The 21364-nt window shown below is 34.5% G+C and carries 20 protein-coding genes; all 20 read right to left on the bottom strand.

Features of this window, described 5'->3' with window-relative positions; all coding sequences use genetic code 11:
• Position 1: 1 nt before the first annotated feature.
• Entirely contained in the window at positions 2 to 1249 is a 1248-nt protein-coding gene (locus tag KJ593_06000) for an O-antigen ligase family protein (protein ID MBU2541433.1), read from the bottom strand.
• On the bottom strand, positions 1236 to 3059 hold the full coding sequence (locus KJ593_06005) for a hypothetical protein (GenBank protein ID MBU2541434.1): 1824 nt from the start codon (positions 3057 to 3059) through the stop codon (positions 1236 to 1238). Before KJ593_06005 ends, KJ593_06000 begins: the two co-directional genes overlap by 14 nt.
• A 36-nt stretch (positions 3060 to 3095) precedes the next feature.
• On the bottom strand, positions 3096 to 4064 hold the full coding sequence (locus KJ593_06010) for a class I SAM-dependent methyltransferase (GenBank protein MBU2541435.1): 969 nt from the start codon (positions 4062 to 4064) through the stop codon (positions 3096 to 3098).
• A gap of 24 nt (positions 4065 to 4088) precedes the next feature.
• Positions 4089 to 5057, bottom strand: coding sequence for a GDP-mannose 4,6-dehydratase (locus KJ593_06015; protein MBU2541436.1), 969 nt, complete (start codon positions 5055 to 5057; stop codon positions 4089 to 4091).
• A 6-nt stretch (positions 5058 to 5063) separates the two neighbouring features.
• A complete protein-coding gene (locus tag KJ593_06020) occupies positions 5064 to 6239 on the bottom strand; it encodes a glycosyltransferase family 4 protein (GenBank protein MBU2541437.1) in 1176 nt (391 codons plus the stop codon).
• Positions 6215 to 6769, bottom strand: coding sequence for a hypothetical protein (locus KJ593_06025; GenBank protein MBU2541438.1), 555 nt, complete (start codon positions 6767 to 6769; stop codon positions 6215 to 6217). The genes KJ593_06020 and KJ593_06025 overlap by 25 nt, the downstream gene beginning before the upstream one ends.
• A complete protein-coding gene (locus KJ593_06030) occupies positions 6766 to 7308 on the bottom strand; it encodes a DUF4330 domain-containing protein (GenBank protein ID MBU2541439.1) in 543 nt (180 codons plus the stop codon). Before KJ593_06030 ends, KJ593_06025 begins: the two co-directional genes overlap by 4 nt.
• A gap of 102 nt (positions 7309 to 7410) precedes the next feature.
• Positions 7411 to 8694, bottom strand: a complete 1284-nt coding sequence (locus tag KJ593_06035; GenBank protein MBU2541440.1) for a DUF4330 domain-containing protein — start codon at positions 8692 to 8694, stop codon at positions 7411 to 7413.
• Positions 8691 to 9941 carry a glycosyltransferase family 39 protein gene (locus tag KJ593_06040; protein MBU2541441.1) on the bottom strand — a complete coding sequence of 417 codons (1251 nt, stop codon included), beginning with the start codon at positions 9939 to 9941 and terminating at the stop codon, positions 8691 to 8693. Before KJ593_06040 ends, KJ593_06035 begins: the two co-directional genes overlap by 4 nt.
• 3 nt (positions 9942 to 9944) lie before the next feature.
• Positions 9945 to 11174 carry a DegT/DnrJ/EryC1/StrS family aminotransferase gene (locus tag KJ593_06045; protein MBU2541442.1) on the bottom strand — a complete coding sequence of 410 codons (1230 nt, stop codon included), beginning with the start codon at positions 11172 to 11174 and terminating at the stop codon, positions 9945 to 9947.
• 10 nt (positions 11175 to 11184) lie between these two features.
• A complete protein-coding gene (locus KJ593_06050) occupies positions 11185 to 12183 on the bottom strand; it encodes a GDP-mannose 4,6-dehydratase (protein ID MBU2541443.1) in 999 nt (332 codons plus the stop codon).
• Positions 12184 to 12210: 27 nt separating this feature from the next.
• The gene (locus KJ593_06055) at positions 12211 to 12957 is read right to left on the bottom strand and encodes a glycosyltransferase (protein MBU2541444.1); all 747 of its coding nucleotides are present in this window, start codon (positions 12955 to 12957) and stop codon (positions 12211 to 12213) included.
• On the bottom strand, positions 12944 to 13258 hold the full coding sequence (locus tag KJ593_06060) for a hypothetical protein (GenBank protein ID MBU2541445.1): 315 nt from the start codon (positions 13256 to 13258) through the stop codon (positions 12944 to 12946). Before KJ593_06060 ends, KJ593_06055 begins: the two co-directional genes overlap by 14 nt.
• A 50-nt stretch (positions 13259 to 13308) precedes the next feature.
• Positions 13309 to 14730 (bottom strand): B12-binding domain-containing radical SAM protein, encoded by a 1422-nt coding sequence (locus KJ593_06065; GenBank protein MBU2541446.1) that lies wholly within the window; start codon positions 14728 to 14730, stop codon positions 13309 to 13311.
• A gap of 15 nt (positions 14731 to 14745) precedes the next feature.
• Complete coding sequence (locus KJ593_06070) at positions 14746 to 16614, bottom strand: YdcF family protein (protein MBU2541447.1); 1869 nt, start codon at positions 16612 to 16614, stop codon at positions 14746 to 14748.
• A 14-nt stretch (positions 16615 to 16628) separates the two neighbouring features.
• Positions 16629 to 17684: an SGNH/GDSL hydrolase family protein gene (locus KJ593_06075; protein MBU2541448.1), complete on the bottom strand. Its 1056-nt coding sequence runs from the start codon at positions 17682 to 17684 to the stop codon at positions 16629 to 16631.
• A 107-nt stretch (positions 17685 to 17791) separates the two neighbouring features.
• Complete coding sequence (locus KJ593_06080) at positions 17792 to 18715, bottom strand: glycosyltransferase (GenBank protein ID MBU2541449.1); 924 nt, start codon at positions 18713 to 18715, stop codon at positions 17792 to 17794.
• Between the two features lie 32 nt (positions 18716 to 18747).
• Positions 18748 to 19647 (bottom strand): NAD(P)-dependent oxidoreductase, encoded by a 900-nt coding sequence (locus KJ593_06085; protein MBU2541450.1) that lies wholly within the window; start codon positions 19645 to 19647, stop codon positions 18748 to 18750.
• Complete coding sequence (locus tag KJ593_06090; GenBank protein ID MBU2541451.1) at positions 19626 to 20624, bottom strand: GDP-mannose 4,6-dehydratase; 999 nt, start codon at positions 20622 to 20624, stop codon at positions 19626 to 19628. Before KJ593_06090 ends, KJ593_06085 begins: the two co-directional genes overlap by 22 nt.
• A gap of 2 nt (positions 20625 to 20626) precedes the next feature.
• A complete protein-coding gene (locus KJ593_06095) occupies positions 20627 to 21355 on the bottom strand; it encodes a nucleotidyltransferase family protein (protein ID MBU2541452.1) in 729 nt (242 codons plus the stop codon).
• Positions 21356 to 21364 lie beyond the last annotated feature (9 nt).

Here is a 21364-nt window from a genome sequence, read left to right on the forward strand (position 1 = left end):
CTTAGATCTTATCGTTAATTTTTATCTGATAATTTATATTGGCCTGACTTAGACCCAAAAGATACCAAAATAGCATGCCTATGTCTAAATTATATAAATTAGTATCAAAAATACTATGAATCAAATAAGTAAACAAAGCAGCAAGGAGCCCAACGCTTAAACTTCTACCAAAACCCAATTCAATTTTCTTCAAGCGTTTAATTGATTTATAAAATAAAATTATCAAAAGTAATAAGAATGAGAAAAGGCCAAATAAACCAGTCTCGGCTGCCATCTGTAAATAGCAGTTGTGCGCATAGCTTGCACCCCAACGATAGGCCTTCTTATCATAGTTGAATCTTTCAAAATTATACATATACGTACCTAAACCTAGACCAAACATTGGCCTGCCGCTAAACATCTCCAAGCTTATCTTACTTAAAATTCTGCGATCCCGACCACCTGGCCCTGCAAGGTTAAATCTATTTATCTCGTTCCACTTGTCTTGAGGTAAAAATTGCCAAAGCAAAATAAAAGCGATTAGCATAGATAATATAAATTTAAGAAATGATTTTTTATTAACAAAAAACCCAAGGAAGAATACTCCCATGAATAAACCAACCCATGCGCCTCTTGACAACGACATAAATAAACAGATTAATAAAAGTATTGGAAAAAATTTTGAGAATATTCTAGCTGACAATTTTTTGAATCTGTGAAAGAATAAGCTCAAAGAAAGAATAGCTAGAGGCGCCAAATATGCAGCAAAATCATTTGAACTCGCAAAAGGTCCCTTAATATGTAAAGTAAAAGGCTTGGCTCCGTATGGCCATGGGCGATGACGCAAGAAATCAATGTGTGTAAAAAATTGAAATATGCCATCGGCGCAAATCAAGGCAGCCGAAAACATCAAGACTATCAAGATAATATTCATCTTTTTCTTACTATTTATAGTCTCAGCAACTATAAAAAATATCAAAACATTTTCAAGCAGCTTAAAGAAAAAAGCCCTCGCACTTATTTGGACGTTTGTACTAAAAATGATAGAAAGAATACATACGGCTAGATAAACAAAGATGAATTTATTTAGTGGAGTATGTACAACAAAACTTTTGGAAATGATCTTTTTAACAATAAAGGCAAGTATGGCTAAGCTGGCAAAGATTTCTATGAATGCCTTGGATATGGGCAAGAAAAAAATCAAGCCATATAAAGCATACTCCATTACAATATCGCAAACTAAAATTGAATATTCTCTATTTAATCTCATAATTCTCACTGAAATCCAGCATGCCGCCCATTTTTCGTAAACGACAGCCATTTATGCTACAGATGGTGGTAATTTCTTTCAAATCGCTTTCAGGAAGCGACGGTATAGCAAGAAAAATTTCACCAATGCCTTTCATTTTTATAACTTTCCCCAAGACCTGTCTCGTTCCTAGAACCTTGATGCCGTGAATTTTCTTGCCGACCTTTACCTTATTATCATCTATAAAACCTATTGGATTATAATTTAATAAATTATTCCTTTTAATCTCCCTCAATAACATCTCACCCGTATTACCTGCCCCAAAAATAAGTATCTTTTTCTCCTTACGGCGAGAGGCAAAGAAATATTCACTTAAGATTGGCGTGACTACTCTGATTCCTATAACAAGAAAGAGTAAAATAAGTAAATCTAAAATAAACACAGCGCGTGAATAATCAACAAATCTAAACAAAAAGGTCACAGAAACTATGCTCAGCAAAGAACTTAAGCTAACTGCCTTAAATACGGAAATTGCATCATGGATACTTATATAAGGCCAAACCCTTGTATATAAACCAAAAACAAAAAAGCTAGTTAATTTTATAGTAACAATCAATGGCAGGCTTCTACTTATAATAGTAAAAACTGGATTGGGAATATTACCGTCATATTTCAATAGATAGGCAGAATAATACGCTACACAAATTAAAACTAAATCGACAATAACCTCTAAGGCATTTCGCTTATACAGCAACACAGTGTTTAAAACGACGTTATTGCCCCTCTGTTTTTGCTTACGCGCCCTCTCTAAATCTTCCTCTTTCCTGTAGGTTTTTACATCAGCAAGAAATATCCCGAAGAAAAGTATAACTATAACTGTCAAGATCGCAAAAATAGAAACAATACCTAGATTAATCTTTGTATACAATAAAGCAATGGTACCGAATAGAATGCTTAAACAATATAAAAGAATGACGGTCTTCCTTTCAGATAAACCTAAAGAAACTAAATGATGAGAGGTATGATCTCTGCCTCCCTCCCAAAAAGCCTTACCTCTAACATTTCTCAAGATAATAACAAATAATGTATCAAATATCGGCACTGCAAGGATTAAAAAAGGAACAGCTAAAGTAACTATAACGCTAGAAACATGCTGGCTAGAACCTATTAATGAAATAACAGCTAAACTAAAGCCGAAAAACATACTCCCTGAATCGCCCATATAAATTTTGGCTGGATTAAAATTATAGGGCAAGAAACCCAAAGCACTGGCTGCAAGTATAAGGGCAATAACACCTATGCCATCCTTATTTAACATCAAGGAAGTAACAAATATCATTGACGAGCAGATTGCTGCTGTACCAGCAGCTAGACCATCCATATTGTCTAATAGATTGAATGCATTCGTAATGCCAACAATCCAAAATATTGTCAATACATAAGACAGTAATCGATAATGCGGTAGATCAAAAGAAATTCCAAAAAAGATTATAATGCAACTTGCAATAATCTGACCTAGCAACTTTAGTTGAGGCTTCATGGGTCGAAAATCATCTGTTAGTCCCCAAAAAAAGATAAATACTGCGCCTGAAAGAAAGACCCATGTAGTTTTAGTCAAAGGCATAAAGATAACAATGCCGATAAAAAAAGCCAAGAAGATGCCTACCCCGCCTAGAAGAGCAGTAACCTTTCTGTGAAAACGGTTATCTTTTGGCCTGGACACTAATTTATATTTAATAGCAAAAGAACGCACAAGCCGCGTTAGCATTAACGAAACTCCAAAAACAATCAGAAAGATATAAGTATCTTTTAACAGCAAATCAGTCAACATTCCCTCCAAAAAAATTTCTCTTGGAAAATACTGTATTTAACTACTCTTTTTTGCAATAACAACAATATTCGGAGCAAGATAACCTACTCTATTTAACCTAATTCTATATTCAATCAGAGACAATAAATAGAGTGTGATTCTTGCAAATTGTCTCTTACAATCAAGCATCCAAGGAGTTGGATATTGATAGTAATGCCCCACATAATTATGCCATACAGGAACTTGGATGGGCCTGCCAATACAGACCCTAATTACCTTAAAGCCAAACTTATCAAGCATAAGCTTTAGGGTTTTTTGAGAATAATGAACAACATGTTCGTAGGAATCAAATATATCATAATTCTTTAACCTATTTGTAGTCTTCGCACAATAATATTTAAAAAGATTAAATAGTCCATTAGGGACCTTAATAAAGAGAATACCATCGGGTTTTAATATTCTTTTAACCTCTTCTAGGACCTCACCCGGTTCAGATAAATGCTCAAAAACATCAGTCATCGTTACTACATCGAAGAATGAATTCTTAAATCCAGCATCCTGCAGAAAGGCTGTTTTTACATTCAAGCTGAAATACTTTCTTGCTATCTCAGACAGAGAAGAAGATGGTTCTACGCCATAAAGATTCCAACTCCACCCTTTTGCATTCCTTAAGAAAAATCCCATATTCGTTCCTACATCCAAAAAGTTCCCTGATGGCTTATATTTGTAAATCAACTTTAGATCCTGGATATAATTTTGGTCTCGATGATGCCTGCTCTTGCCTTCAAAAATTAATCTTGCCTCTTTAAAATATTTATCTGCCTCACCCCAGTAAATCTTTTCCGGCTCTTTTAATCTAGGATTCACGTATAAAAGCCCGCAACCCAGGCACTTCACAATAGCCAATGTGCCTCTTTCTTGGTATATCTGTCTATATTTATTAATATTGCAAAATGGACAACAAACAGAAATTACATCTGATTCACTATAAATCTCCTTCTGCCTGCCACCTCTGTCATAATCCATAGTTTGCTTTAGGGTATCTTGGCTCTAACTAAGATTTTTCTTATGATATCTTATGACATCTTCAATAATGCCTTCTAAATTCTTGGTTGGCTTGAAATTAATCAATTTATGGATCTTGTTGATATCCGGAACTCTACGCGGCATATCTTCAAAGCCTTCCTCATAAGCCTCATCATAAGGTATATAAACAAGGCCTGATTTACTCTTTGTAATTTCAATAATTTTTTTTGCTAAGTTTTCGATACTTACTTCTTCTTGGCTGCCCAAATTGAAAACCTCTCCAACAGCCTCTTCCTTTTCCATTAATTTTATCATAGCCTGCACAGCATCTCTAACATGCAGAAAACAACGCGATTGCCTGCCATCACCATATATTGTAATAGGTTCTTCCTTCAATGCCTGTCGTATAAATCTGGGCACAACCATACCGTAGGTTCCAGATTGGCGTGGACCAACAGTATTAAATAGCCTTACAATTATTGTAGGTAAACCCCTAACCTTAAAATAAATATATGAGAGTATTTCATCAACTGCCTTTGAAGTCGAGTAACTCCAGCGGCTCTTTAAGGGCGAACCCAAGATTCTATCATCACCTTCTTTTAGCGGCCCGTTTGCATTTTTACCATAAATCTCTGAAGTAGAAGTAATTAGTAGCTTTCTATTATAGCGACAACTGGCCTCTAAAACAACCTCCGTGCCCTTAATATTCGTAGTCAAAGACTCAAATGGCTTCTTTATAATGAGCTCAACACCAACTGCAGCTGCTAGATGAAATACGGAATCAACTTTTTCAGCTAATTTATCAACTAGCTCTTCGTCTTGAATGCTGCCTCTTACAATCTGAAAATTTTCATTTTTCTCTAAGTGAGAAATATTTTCCATCCTACCCGTAGAAAAATCATCTAAAATAGTCACATGATTATTACGCTTTAATAATACTTCAGCTAAATGCGACCCGATGAAACCAGCACCACCAGTAACTAAATATCTCATTGTTCTTTACTCCTTTCTATATAATAATTCCTCATACAAACCTACAATATCATTAATTAAGCGCGTCTTATTGAATCTCTCTTTAACAAACTCACGGCCTGATTGGCCCAATCGTATCCTTAAACCTTGCTCATCAATAAGTTTTCTTAAGGCGCAGGCAAAAGCATCAACATCATTTGACTCAACCAAAAAACCTCTTTCCTCATTAACTAAGTCCTTAACCCCTCCGACTTTAGTGGCAACTACTGGCCTAGCAGAGGCCATGGCCTCGATTAAACTTACGGGGGTTCCTTCGTTCAAAGATGTCAAGACGACAATATCTAAATTTGAATATAAATCTACTAAATTGTTTTGCCAGCCTATGAATTCTATAAACCTCTCAACTCCTAATTTGCGCGAATTGCTCTTTAAACTTTCTCTCAATTCTCCATCGCCAGCAATAATGAATTTGTAGTCTGTGCCTTGAGGTTTACAATTTGTTAAAAGTTTTATTGCCTTAATGAACATATAATGATTTTTTATTGGGACTAACCTGCCAATAATACCTACATTGACCTGGGAATTATTACGACTTTCAGGGATACTAAATAATTTGTCCAGGTCTAAACCTAATGGAATTACTATTATTTTTTTGAAATCTCCGATTTTCAATTTAATAAGTTCATTTTTGACTTCATTGCTAACAGCAATAATTCTATCTGTAAATCTGGCTAAAATGTGCTCAACCAAAATAAAAATCCGAGTCTTAAATCCTGCAAAATAGCTGTGCAAAACGTGGCCGTGGAAAGTATGAACGAGTCTCGACTTTTTCCTCTTGCGCCTTGGATTCTGTGTAAACTTGTATAAAAGAGCAGCAAGACGTCCCAAGGTGCCTGCTTTAGCAGTATGGGTGTGGATTATATCTGGTTGTTCCTTCTTTATTATTTGAAAAAGTTTATAAAAAGAGATCAAATCATTTCTAAGGCTTATCTTTCGACCAAGTTCAGGTATAATAATTGGCTTTACATCTTTCTCGTTTGCCAGATAAGTCATATCGCCTTCATAACTATCAACAACACCTGATACTAAAACTGAGTCAAACTTATCATTATTAAGACCTTCCGTAAGTAAAATAGTATGTCTGGCTGGTCCGCCGATATTAAGCCTCGCAATTATTCTTAAGACTTTGATTTTTTTAACCATTTCAAAAATGAACTGCTTTGATTGATATTATCAAATTTTGCTTTAGAAAAAAGGCCGGCTATTGCTAACAGTAAAAACGCCAGCCGGATAATCAGGCCAACAAAGCTAATTTGCCGCTTTAGGAGAAATGCTAAAAATATATTTACCGCAATTAAGGAAATAGTAACGATACTACAACTCTTAATTGGAGCGAAGTAAAATATATTTTTAGCTTCTCCTACCAAGCTTATAGTTTTGACACTATTGTAAGAATTAACTATTCTCATCCTGCAAGACCTATAATTATAATTTATGAACTGCAGAATTCTGCTATTATCTAAAACCGCATATCTCCTACCTGAAGGTTCAGTAATCTTTCCTAAAAAGCTATGTTTGAAGCAAGTCTTTAAACAATTCCAAAAGTGGCTTATTATCTTGTGTATCTGACTAGCGTCATAGATCTCTCTCCATATCTGTTTGTTGCGATTTAAAAATAAAGAAAGACGTTTAAATACATATATCGAAATGCTTGTTTCTAAAAAACTTTTCATTCAATATCCTTTTTTTCTAAACCGATTATAGTTCCGTAGAAACTATAGAAATCTGGAGAAAACGTAAAAGTGCTTCCAATTTTCAGCAGCTTATTCTCAAAGAAATAACCAGTATTTTTACGATCGCTTATCACTTCAAGTTGCAAAATTAAATCCCTTTTTCCAGAACCATCTATGACACTCAAAACTTTTCCATCTCCCACAACTTTGGCAATTTGGGTCGGTGTATTTGAAATAATTTTAACTATTTTAACTGCAGGCCTGTTAGCCTCAAGTTCTAACCACTGATTCTTTACAATTTGTATCTGTATATCCCCTTCCTTTACAAGTTTACCTACATCTGGATCTAACTCCTCAACCCTCAACGTTAATAGCACTGTCTCTAAATGTTCTAGGTATTCTATCTTAGGAGTCTCTACAGTAGAAACTCTATGTACAAAATAATATATTGGAATGAGTAATAACAAAAAGGCAGCTACTAAAAAATCTATAATGTTTATCTTTTCAAATAGCCTTCCTTTTTCATCTATAATCTTCATTTTTATCCCTCCATTTTAAATTTCCGCAAAGAAGTTTTCTCTGATACCTTTAAGATCTCCTCCCCACCAAGATCGAATCATGATAAAGCTTTGTGATTTCATTTAATTTTTTACTGCAAAATCAATAATATTACCTCGAACGCTATATAAACTTGTGTTTAATGTAATAGTATTACCTATCAAGATCGGAAAATCTTTATAATAATATTTTTCATTTTTTTTCAAGGCTAGCACATCTACCGATAAAATAAAATCTTTATAAAGTGGATTTTCAACATAGGCAAACTCTTTCCCATCGAATTTCGCTACTGCTACTGTCGAAGTCTTTACATCAAAATAAAGTGGATTTTCAACATAGGCAAACTCTTTCCCATCGAATTTCGCTACTGCTACTGTCGAAGTCTTTACATCAAAAATCGAACGAATTCTGCCTATGGTCTTACCAAAATTATCTTTTTCAATATCTCCTTCTCTTGCTACATTAGCCACCTCTTGAATAATCCCTGAACATTTAATACGCAGTGTCAACCACTTTTCTTCAAAATAGGCAATACCTAATATCGCCTTTGCTTTATATTTATCTGTTACAAACTCAAAATGTGTGTCGCGCCCCACTCTCTTACCTTCAAAATAAAGATTGCCATTATTGTCTACTTGACATCTCATTCTTATCTTTACTGGTATTTGCTTTATCTGCTCATCCTGAACTATTAAAAAATCTCCGCTCTTCGCATTGATATTAATATAGCCGATTTGAGGTTTGCCAATCTCTAAAATCTCAGCTAACACCTCGCCATTTCTATCTAAAACCTTATCCCCAACGCAAACTAATTTAAGTGTATTTTCGTTTAAATCTTTTAGTGTAATATCCAAATACAATGTTCTCTCTTCCAATCCACCTTGTTGCTTGAACATAAAGGTTGCTGTATATTTATCAGTATTAAACTCAAAAAAAGGATTGGAAAATAACCGGCTATTTTTATAATATAGATTGCCATCCAATCTAGTTTCTGCCCTCAGCCTGAGTTTCGCAGAGATCTGTTTTAAGTTTGAATCTTTTATAGTTATCGCCTCTTCCTCACTTAACTTAATCTCATAAAAATAAGGCTTAATCTCCTCTAGACTTATTATCTGGGCTATAGGCTTTCCATCCTTATCAAACTCAGCATCTCCAACTGAAAGACTCTTTGCTACTTCGGGTTCTAACATTACAAACAAACAGTGGAAATCTGCCTCAACGCTTTCGCCCCACATTTTATATTCCTTAGTGTATACCTTGTAAGCAAAATAAGAGATAGGCAAAAGGAAAATCAATAAAAATATTACTGAGAAATCTATAACGTTTATCTTTCCGAATAGCTTTCCCTTTTCATCTAAGATCTTCATCTTCTCTGCTCCTTTTTTTTCAGCAAAAAATTTATTCCATTGGCAGCAAAAATTAATACAAAAGATTCCACGGCCCACCTATGCCTTCCATCTAAATTATAAAGGGCATGTACTAAAGTTAACGTTACTAAAAATAAAACCACTGAAATCGTACCATATTTGATACTTTGAGAAGTTAATCCTGTTGCAAACTTTTGATAAATTCCAAGAATAAAAAATGCCAAGATAAATATCCAGTAAAATTTGTAAATATCAAAATAAACTTTCGGATACTCGAGGCCTTGTGTCGGAGTAAACCACCAGAAATATTTTATTTTTTTAAAATATAAAACCAATGACTCTAAAGGGTGCTGTTTAATAAACTCTAATCCCTGTTTATAAAAATATTCCTTTTGGCCAAATTCATCCATACTTAAAATAGTCTTACGAAATTCTTGCGGAGCAATTTCAAATATAAAATCTCCATTTAAGGTCTTATTTGTTCCGGTTGCATCTTCATTGTAACCTAACCAAAATGCAAGAGCTGAATCATTAGGCGATATTACAACTCTATCAAAGACAATATAATTTCTAACCCACAATGGAAGCAAAACTACTGTTATGCTAATCAATATGAGTGTGATCACCCTGACGCATAACGCTTTATCATCTCGCAGCTTCAAAAAAATGAAAAGCAAAACAACAAATAAGAATGGAGCTATTGTAGAGCGACTAAGTAAGGCCGGTCCAAAAGTTATCCCAAAAAGTAAAGAGAATCTATCTATACTTTTTCTTTCTAAGATTTTTAAAAATAAAAAGAATTGTAGTGTAAAAAGAAAAGTATCCAATGTTAATGAGTGCAATCTTACAGAATAAAAAATCAAACCGGGATGAAAACCAGCCAAGAACAATGACAATAAAGCTACTCTCTGATCAAAAAGTCTAAAAGATATTCTATATACCAAAAATAGAGTAATTAAAGAAATAATGATTTGCAAAATCTTTAAAGCTAGGTAGCTATGATTAGTAAGCGCATACACAAAACTACATAAAAGCGGATACAAGACCATATATGTTGATCTGTAGGGTGTATTATAAAATGTCCAAAATAATCCTTTGCCTTCTAATATATTATTGGCTATCTCTTCATACTCCCAAGTCATAGGAGCAGAGACTGGCTCAACTACGACTAAAGCAAACAGACGCACAATAAGTGCTATGAAAAAAATACTAATCAAAACTTTTCTATTATTATAATCAAATCTCATTGATCAAATCTTTATTTTATGCTGGCGCTTCTTCTGACAATCCTTGATAGCCCCAACAATATAGTCAATTTCTTTCTTTTTCAGATTCGAAGAAGATGGCAGATACATCCCCTTGCGAGATAGCTCTTCGCTAACTGGAAATCTTTCCCTCCTATATAGTTTAAAATATATTGGCTGTAGATGGATTGGGATAAAAAATGTCCTAGTCTCAATGCCTTTTTTAGCCAGACAATATCTTAGATCATCTCGGGTTAGACCAAAATCATCTTCTATCAAAATAGAATACATCCAAAATACGTTTTTTACCTCTTTCTTTTCTATGGGAAGAGTAATTCCCTTAACATTCTTAAGCAATGAACTATAATACTTAGCGTTTCTAATTCGGGCTTTTAGAAGTTTATCGAAGTTTTCAAGTTGAGCCAAACCAATACTAGCCGCAAGACCAGTTAACCTATAATTATAGCCTAAGTATTTATGCCAAAAATGTCTCTCTTTCGAAAAGGCATGATTTTTCAATATTTGAGCCATCTTAACAATTCTAGCATTGTTCGTTGTCAACATGCCCCCTTCTCCAGTGGTTATTATCTTGTTTGCATAGAAACTAAAGCAACCCACATCCCCGATACCGCCTATTCTTCTGCCTTTATATTTAGCGCCGTGTGCCTCAGCAGCATCCTCAATCAAATAGAGTTTATATCTTTTGGCGATTCTTTTAATCTCATCCATTTGTGCAGGATGACCATAGGTATGAACAATTATAATTGCTTTTGTCCTCTTTGTAATCTTTTCCTCGATTTTAGTCGGGTCGATATTGTAAGTTAGCGGTTCAATATCGACTAATATTGGTTTTGCCTCTAAATAGACAACCGCACTCGCCACCGCTATCATAGCAAAAGTAGGGATAATAACCTCATCACCCTTTTTAATACCCAAAGAAGCTAAGGCTAAATGCAATGCCGCTGTACCACTAGTGCAAGAGGTAGCATACTTAACTCCGCAAAGCTTAGCAAATCTATCTTCGAATTCGCGGATATATTTCTTGCCCGCAGAGGAAATCCAATTTGCCTTAATGCATTCTTTTGCATATTTTAATTCCTTATCACTTAAACAAGGCTCGCAGACCGGGATTATTCCAGACATCTTTTTTGAAGCTAATAACTTAGGATCCTTGCGAGGAATTATATCCTTTATTCTTTTTAAATAATATTGGCTAAGCCTTGCTTCTTTCAGCATTTTTCTCTTATTACTTGCGCCAAATCTTTTCCTCAGCGGCAATCTTAGTTTCCCATATCCACTTATTACCCATCTCCTTAAAGTGTTCTATAGTGCTTGCCAAGCCCTCTTTAAGAGATACCTTCGGCCTCCATCCTGTCAGTTTTTGGATCTTAGAATAATTACATTGTAATCTGCTAACATCTAAAGGCCTTAAGCGAGTCTTCTCGATAACAATCTTTGCTTTCTCATATCCCATTAAACGAGTACAAGTTTTTGCCATCGCTTCAACGCTCCAATCCTTTCCTGTCCCGAGATTTACAACTTCACCCTCAGCTTCTCGACATTTCATCAATGCTATGGCACCCTGTGCAGCATCAAGGACATAGGTCAAATCTCTCCTTGCTGTTATATTACCTAATTTTAATTCAGGGCCCTTAGCTAACTGAGTTATTATTTCAGGGATAATGTAAGGCTGAGTCTCTCTTGGTCCGTAGACATTAAATTGCCTTAAAATAATTACAGGAATACCTTGTTCATGATGTAAGGTATAACATAGTCTGTCGGCAGCTAATTTACTTACAGCATATGTAGAAAGAGGCCTTGTAGGATGATCCTCATCCATGGGGATATATTGAGCTGTTCCGTAAACTTCAGAGGTCGAATACTGTAATATCCTTTTTACTTTAGCATCCCTACAAGCCAACAAGACATTTAATGCACCATTAGCGTTAACCTCAAAGAATTTCTGAGGTCGATAATAACAATGTGGGATATAAGGTTCAGCAGCTAAATTAAAGACATATTCTATTCTTTTCGCTTTCAAAATTCTAGTTAATCCTTTATCTAAAATATCTCCTTTAATAATATCTATGGGACTTCCCAGATCTTGAAGATTGGATATATCTCCACTTAAGAAGTTATCATAAACTATTACCTTGGCCTTCTCTTTCAAAAGCTCTCTGACTATACTTGAGCCAATGAATCCTGCTCCACCAGTTACTAATACATTTCTATTCTTAAAATTCATGACTTAATTATAAAAAATAGTTAAAAATTAATTTTTGCGAAATTTCAATCGTAACGTCAGCAATATATATTTCCAACCTTTACTAATATAGTCCATCATGTTACTGCCTGTTTTTGAAATCCCGCTTCTTCTTGGTGCGCAATAATATGGAATCTCGATAATCTTATAGCCATATTGACGTGCCTTAAAGATAAAATCGATAAAATATTCGCCATAATATCCTTGGAATTTTATTTTTTCAAAAATCTCCCTCCTTGCTACAACAAATCCACTTGTATAGTCTTTAAAAGAACTTCCTAAAAGAAAGGATATAGAAGAATTCATTGCTCGGCTTAAAATCACTGCTATCCAGGAATCAACTGGCCCCCTTATATCCTTACCACCTTTAATGAACCGAGAGCCTACACAGATATCATAACCCTCATGTACCTTATTAATTAATTCAACAAGCTTAAACGGAGGCATTGAAAAATCACAATCCATCCACGCCACAAGATTGCCTTTTGCAGCTTGAATCCCTGTCCATATTGCAGATGCCAATCCTTTCTGATTTACCCTGCGAATTACCTTAACATTATCATTAGCATCAAAATAATTCTGCGCTATCTCCCAAGTCCTATCTGGAGAATCATCATCAACTACAATAAATTCAGGACTAACGCCAATATTATTTTTAATATAAAGTTCTATCTCGCAAATAAGATCAGTTATATTTTCTGCTTCGTTGTAAGTAGGTAAAATTATGGAGATACTTTCATTGTTATTCTTTCCCATCTTCACTCCAATAATAACCGCAATCTTCTCGAGCAACTCCTGACATACTTTTATCTTTAGGGTCTATAGGATAGACCTTGCAGAAAAAAGGCTGCCTCTCATAGACTTGGCATCTTCCACCTTTAAAATGTCTACACCATGACTTATTTAGAAGGCAACAGCGGCCGCATTTTTTGCATTCTCCTTTGCGCATCGATAAAGAATTATTCACATAGCGTGGCCGGAAAAGAACAAGAAAACGGCGTCGAAATCCAGAACGCAAAACAACTAAAAAATTAACTTTTTTATTTGAGTCTACCATAATTAAACAAATGCAACTAAATTTCCAGAATGTATTATTTATAATTGTTTCTATAAATTATATATAGCAAAAAATCCCCTTATCTGCCCTTTTAACTCCGTAAAGGATCTTATGGATACTAACCTTTTCAAAATGTAAGATGATCGAAGGTAGAATGCCCTATTGGCAAAATCTAAAAATTCTTTAAATTCTTCCTTAGTCATGGATTCTGGAGTAAACATTATTGCAGAATGATCTAGGATACTGCAACCTTTGCTAAAATCAAATTCATAGCCTCTCTTTAGGAGTGTCAGGTAAAGCTCTGTTCCAGGCAGAGGAACAAACTTATTAAAATGTGCATAATCGAGCCTTAACTTAATAGCGAAATCTAAAGTGCGCCTTAAGCTCTCCATAGTTTCTCCTGGGGTGCCAACAATAAAATCGGCGCGGACACTCAATCCAGCTCTATGGGCCAACTTAACTGCTCTCTCATTTTGCTCAACAGTATTTCCTTTATTAAGTGCTTTCAACATCCTCGCATCGCCAGATTCCAAACCATATAGAACTTGCCAACAACCAGCCTGCTTCATTGCTTTTAGTAAACCTTCGGAAATCGCAGTTACTTTAGTCAGACAAGTCCAGGGTATCTTAATTTTCTTCTCTTTGAACTTTGCACATATTTCTAAGACCCTTTTCTCATTTAAGGTAAAGGTGTCATCAAAAAATCTTAATTCTCTGGCACCAAATTTAAATATTAACTCTTCTATCTCTGCGATTATATTATCTGGGGTACGCTCTCTATAGCTACTGCCAAATACACCGCGGTCGCAGAAAGTGCATCTTGAAGGACATCCTCTTGTAGTTATTAGTACGCCTAAAGGTAATCTTCTATATGAGGCTGGCGTGGGTTTATAAGCTTCAAGCGGCGGCAATAAGTGCCTAGCTGGAAAAGATAAAGAATCTAAATCTGTTACGAATTCTCTAGGCCTGGTTTCTATTACCTTACCATTTTCTTTATATACAATCCCATTTATGTCTCTAAGATCAGTGAGTCCCTTATTTTGAATTCTCTTTATTAGCTCTAAAAAAGTAACCTCGCCCTCTCTCATAACTCCAACATCAAAATAAGGGCATTCCATCGTCTCTTTTGACATAGCAGTAAGATGAGGCCCGCCTACAACAATTATTGCGTCTGGCAATGACACTTTAATATTCTCAGCCACTTTCTTTACGCTCTCAAAAACCGGAGTTGTACCAGTAATGCCAATTACATCTGGCCTCTCTCGCATCAATAGTCCAATCAATTCTGAATGCGAAATTCTAATACTGCAATCAATTATCTTAACATCATAGCCCTCCTCCTCCAGAGTAGCTGCCAAATAAGCAAGACCCAATGAAGGGATAACATTAACCACTGACTTCATGCTCCTTGTTTTGCCAACCAAATCGTCTGTGGTAATCGGCGGCTCTATAAGGGTAATCTTCATTCCCATTTATCTTGCCTTAAGCTAAATATAGCCTTGAAAATAATAGTAAATTATTCCTAGATACTCATGCAAAATGCCTTTTAGCTGCTGAAGGCTTATCTGTTTTAGAACTTTTTTGCCTTCCTGATTAATGCCATGACTATAGAACAGACTCTTGGTTATTGGTGTATATAGTACTTCTGTGTCTGGTGCATTTTTTCTAAATACCAGTGAAACGCGGCGCATATGATAGGGAGAACTGATTAAAAGAATTTCCTTCCAGTCATTTCTTTCTAGAATCTCTCCTGTAAACAATACATTCTCATATGTATTTTTTGCTTTATCTTCTAAGATTATGCGTCCTTCTGGCATACCCAAGGATACAGCTAAGGCCTTCATGACCTGTGGTTCATGAAATATATAGGTATAACCTGAAGAAAATATCAAATGATTAGCATATCCTTTTCTGTATAATCTGACTGCATGCTGAACCCGCTCTTGATATCCCTGTCCAGCCATTCCTGATTCTCCCACGCCACCAGCAAAAACAACTATAGCGTCAGCCTTCTGGAAGGCATCAGAAATCATCAATGGCCTTGCGCAAAACCAAACTAAAGGAGTGTAAAATATAAATAGATAAGTAAACAAGATAGCAAGGCCTAAACTTAGAGCCCTTTTTCGTGCTGTCTTATAAAATGTAAGCAGGCTCCTCTGCCAATCAACTGAAGTCTTGAGTCCTTTCTTTAAAATATCTTCTAGTAAATTACTCATCTGGGCTATCCTTTGAGTCCAACTATTCTTGCTGGCAGAGGTTATTCGTTTATTTATCTGGCCGCTGTCTTTATTGTTAACTGCTTTGGAAATGCAATTAGCAAATTCCTCACTTGTTTTTCCTACTAAGACTAGCTTATCGAATTCAGCATTGAATTCCTCAATCTCCGGCAAATCTGTTGAAACAACGAACTTACCCATTGCATGATATTCATTCAATTTAGTCGGGTAAACATTTTTAGTATAATCGGCGATTAGGTAAGGAATAATACATACATCAAAATTCTTTATAAGAAAAGGTAGTTTATTGTGATCTTTTTTTCCCAAAAAATAAATATTCTTTAAATGTGTCAATGTCGATATCTTTGTTTGTATGGGTCCGACAAAAACAAACGAATAGTCTGGAAACTCCCAAGCTAAGTCTCTGACCAATTTTTGATCAATCCACTTATGAATCCCTCCTACATAACCTATAATCGGCCTTTTAATACCTTTTAGTTCATCTAAGGAGTAGACATTATCAGAGCGTGCCTTTTCAAACTTTTCAAAATTTACGGCAAAAGGAAATTTATAGACCTTATCGCTATATCTGGAACAATAATTAAAAAGATGAGTTGAGGTTACAAATACTAAATCAGCTTTTCTTAAAAGGGCCTTCTCAGATTTTCTAATTTTTTTAGCCGAAACTGAGCTAACTGTAAAACTGTCAATACAATAATAAATAAGAATTTTCTTATTAAGGTTATCAATTATGTCTAGACTTAAGGGCGTAGGCAAAAATGTCCACACGATGGGACTATTGAAATTCATTATCTTCATCCATTTATCTAAAACAGGCAAAATCAGATGACGGTTAATAAATCTTGCAATTCGAGAATAAGGAAACGGCAAAACTAAAGGTGAATATATATAAAGATTTTCTCTTTCTTGTCTAATTCCCTTTATACCTTTGAACCAGTTTTTAATTCTTTGTCTGATTCTGGAAATATCCTTTATCCCAGGCGGACGTACTCCGGTATTCTCAATAAAAAGAACTTTATTGCCGTTGGCGGCTAAAGTTGACATAATCTCCTGGTGCCCCTGCCAAATGAAATCCCAATCAATGCTTGATATACAAATTATATTCTCACCTTTGAGCATAGGTCTCTATCCTTTTATTTACCTTCCATTATTACTTTTGCAATAAGCTTTGCTAATAACTCATTGCCTTCAGCACTAAGGTGAACAATATCTAAGAATAAATGTGGCTTCTCCTCGATAAGCTTCGCAGCATCAATAAAATCTATATTATTCTCTTTCGCAATTATCTCCATTTGTTTATTGTAATAACGCTGTTTTATCAAAGGGCTGATAGAACTATCGAAAGTATCTCGATACATAATTTCTAATTTATCCAAATCGTTAGGGAAATTAACATCAGATAACATTGGTTCATTAAACAAAATCACCTTTATACCTTTCTCTTTAGCCAACTTAATTATGCGTTCAAGATAATACTTATAATAATGTGGTATACTTTTATTATAAAAAATAAAGAATGGTCTAGAGTCATTGCGTTTTAATGCCGAATATTTTTCGAGTAAAAGTGTATAGAGCATTGACCTATAATATAAGGAACTATGCAGCTTATACCAAAAGTTTTTTATCTGGGGAGTAACAAAAAGTGCGTCATTTATTGATTCAGATATTATAATTATATCGGGTTCATAATTAATAATTTCATTGCTAAATAATTCATAAATATGATACGTTAAAGCGGTGGGCAGGCCGCAATTTATTACCTCATATTTTCTTCCTGAGTTTTTCAACAGTTCATTCAAATAATAAGGGTAGGTTTGGTTATCAACTACGCCCAAACCAAAGGTTGTTGAGCAACCGAGAGCAAAAATTCTCTTAATGTCCTTTGATTTTGTTGTAGAAAATTCATAACCCCTAAATCCTAGGGAATTAATAGTATAAGAAAATGGCAAACTTAGCATTTCATATTTGCCTGGTGTGAACTTATAATAACTACCATAATTTACTTTCCTACTTGTGATTTTGTGTTCCTTTGCCATATAATCTTTTTTAGGCATTTTTGTTATTTCTATAGCATACCTCAAATACTCGCTATTACCAGTTTTGCGCCATACATAAACGCGCAATAAAATCTCTATCATTATAAAGAAAATAAAACAGGCTAAAATTACAAAAACTAATTTCTTAAACACCTCTATCACCCCTTTTCCTTAATTGATCAAGCTATCTTCATTTATGCTTTTTTTAAAAACATGGTAGACCTGCCAGATAAAATCCCAATCAATACTGGACAGGCAAATTATATTTTCGCTCTTTGACATCTTTCTCGCTGATGAAAAAGCTCTGTTAAATTGCTAATAAATCCAGCTATATTGCCTTTAGCCCTGTTAATATATCTACTATCTCTGCCCACTATACCTTTTAGGATATTATTAAGGAAAAGTCCCGAAAGCGCCCAATAGCAAAGCGGAATAGATAACTCTGGATTCTTCTTAACAAAATAAAGCCTGTTCTCGAATTGCATTTTGCCAAACTTAAAGCTTTCATCAATCTTTTCAGATTCAGAATTATGTCTAACCTTCGCATCAGCTACAACAAATAATCTATATTCCTTTCCCGCTCGATAACTGAAATCAACATCCTCAAACAAACCATAGTCAGAAAATCTCTCATCAAACTGCAACTTTTCAAAAAGCCACTTCCTCCATACTGTAGCTCCGCCAAAAAGCCAATTTACTTCTCTAGTCTTATCCAAGGAATAAAATTTTGTCTGAAATCCAGAACGCAAAATCTTGCCTGGTATATCTGTGTTAACTACAAAAACTTTTTCTAACAGTGATGGCTTTCTGCAAATTTGGCTTATAATGTTAAATGATGCCCCAGCTGTATTCTCAGATGTACCCAGCCAAAAATCTAACATTTTCCTAAAACTATCCTTCTCTAATATAATGTCGTCATCAAAAAATATCACTAGCGTAATTTCATCTTTTAACTTCTTTATGCCAATATTTCTTTTAGTTGTTAAAGAGCCTATTGCTTTTATGTAATCAATCTCTAAATCGGGGAATTCTTTTAAAACACCTGTGATTGAGAGAATACTGCCATCAATTATAATAACCTGAGAAGGCTTAATATCCTGTTGAGATATACTCTTTAAAAGTTGATTTAATTTATCCGGCCTATCTTTAGTGGGAATAATAATGGCTAATTTCTCATTATGCATTTTTAACAAAAATTTTTGGCTTACTGAAAGAATTATCGAATACCAAAGTTGTATTTATTGAGCTGCCCAGAAGCTATGATTGAATCCAGGCCTTTTTCAATTGTAATTTGTGGCTTCCAGCCTAAAACCTCTTTTGCCTTTTTAATATCAGCGACAACATAATCTTTTTTTGGACTTTCATGGTTAACTTTATTAATTTGATACTTTTTAACTTTTAATCGCGAAGCAAATAACTTTACAAAATTATTAATGCTTAAGCCAACGCCAGTGCCAATATTTAAAGGTAAAAAGTTATTAAAATCGATCTTACAAGAAAGAATAAAAGCCCTAACTACATCTGATATATAGACAAAATCTCTCACTGCCTGAGGCGATTTTAATAAAATAGAGTTAGTACTTTTAAGTTTCTGAAAAATATATGGTGTGATAAATGACAAGCGCTGCCCCGGTCCATACATATTAAAGATTCTAATGGAAATAACGGGTACCTTAAAACTTTGTGAATAATGTCTGCAAACTTTTTCTGCCAATATTTTACTTATCCCATATAATGTTACTGGATTAGTATCAGAGCTTTCACTAAGCCTAATCTTTCCTAGAGTTGGCTTATAAACTGCTGAGGACGAAGCAAAGATACAGCTTGCGCCAACTCGATAACAATAGTGCATTACTGCCATAGTGCCATTAACATTTACGTCAAAAAGCGAATTTGTTTTATGCTTAGAGTCAATCTTATTAAAACCAGCTAGGTGGAAAACTATATCGCTTTTCTTTTTGAAATTGCTGATATCTCTTATATCATCGTTGTAAAGATAGACTTTTTTACACAACTTTCTTAATTGGGGAATAAGACTTTGCCCCAAGAATCCTTTTCCACCAGTGATTAAGACCCTTTTCTTTCTAAGCTTATTTAAATTATTTTCTTTTGGCATAGTTGAAAAAGTGGTGAATTTTTGTCTTCGAATAAATACTTAAACTTTTGATACCAATTGATAGTCCTTAACAAACCTTCTTCAAATGAAATTTTTTGCCTCCACCCCAATAATTTACTGGCTTTTTTATTGGAAGCTGCCATACGCCAAATCTCCGTAGGTCGATAAGGCATTTTACCTATACATAACTTAGATTTAGAGTCTGCCAACTTATGAATTTTTTTAACAAGTTCCTTTATTGATATTTCCTTACCTGAACCAATATTGATAATTTCTCCTACTGCTTTTTTCACAGAACTAGCCAAAAGAAAACCGTCAATTAAATTTTCAACATAATTAAAGTCTCTCGTCTGAATGCCTTCAGTAGTTACTATATCCTCTCCTTTTAAGCACTTTATTATAATCTCGGCAATTATAGCGCGTGGACTCTGAAAAGGACCAAAGGCATTGAATGGCCTAAGTATTACAATGGGCCTTTTGTATACTAGATATTTCATTCTTGCATATAATTCGCCTGAATACTTACCTACTGCATAAGGAGATATAGGGCTGGGTTTAAGTTCTTCATGAAAAGGTACTGAGCTTTGATGTCCATAAATTTCAGAAGACGAAATGTAGATAAACCTCTTGTAATCTTCGTACGCATCTAAAAGATTGACTGTTCCCTTAGAATTAACATCAATTGCCTCTGAAACGTTATCGAAGCTATCGCCAACATGGTTATAGGCAGCAAAATGATAAATAATATCTGGCTTAATTAACTTTACTTTTTTAAGCGAATCAGGATTTCGTAAATCAGATTCGATAATCTTAACTTTGTCCCAGATATTTACCAAGCGTATATTATCAATTACACAGCCATACTTTGTAAGAACAAATATTTTTGCCCCTTCTTCTAATAATCTTTTAGTTAAATGTGATGCGATGAAGCCTCCTCCACCTGTAATCAAGACCTTCGTGTTTTTTAAAATTTTCATAATCACCTTTCCTGTTGGGTAAAGAATTTTATAAGTTCCCTATGTACCTTTTCTTTCTCATAGAAAGTATTAAAAGTAAGTTGTAGCCCTTTATGTTTGAAGGCATTTAATTTTTTCTTCTGTATTAATTTCTGAAATAAAGCAATTAGACCTTCACCGTCAGGCATAGTCAAAAGCTTTTTTTCTAACTTATTTAATATCTTTTTTTCAATTATCATATGACCAATATAGTAAGAAAAAGTTGGTTTTTCTTCGAAAGAGTCTACGCAATTACTGCTAGCTAACTCAACCAAACCAAATGGACTACGTATATCAGCAACGGTTATAGTAATGCCTGCCTTGCTTTTCCTATGTTGAAACATCATCTTATAAGGATCAATATTAATAAACGTATCACCATAAGTTACTATTGCTCTTTTTTCTATTAGATCTTTGGCTAGATAAATACGTCTTAACATGCTCGTAGATTCTCCAGCATCGGAAATCTCTATCTCAGCATCAAAACGGTGATTTTTGACAAATTCTTCAATTTTCCTGCCTTTATATCCAGTACATAGAATAAAATTACGGAAATCTTTACTGATATAAAATTCTATTATATGCTGCAATATAGATTTATTCCGAAAACGTACTAGAGGTTTCGGTAAATTTGAAGTAGAGTGCTTAAGACGCCTGCCAAAACCACCACATAATATAATAATCTTTGTTTTTCTTGTATCTAATTTCAACATATGCTCTTT

It is taken from the genome of Candidatus Omnitrophota bacterium, assembly GCA_018830005.1.
In the GTDB taxonomy this organism is placed as follows: Bacteria; Omnitrophota; Gorgyraeia; order JAHJTE01; family JAHJTE01; genus JAHJTE01.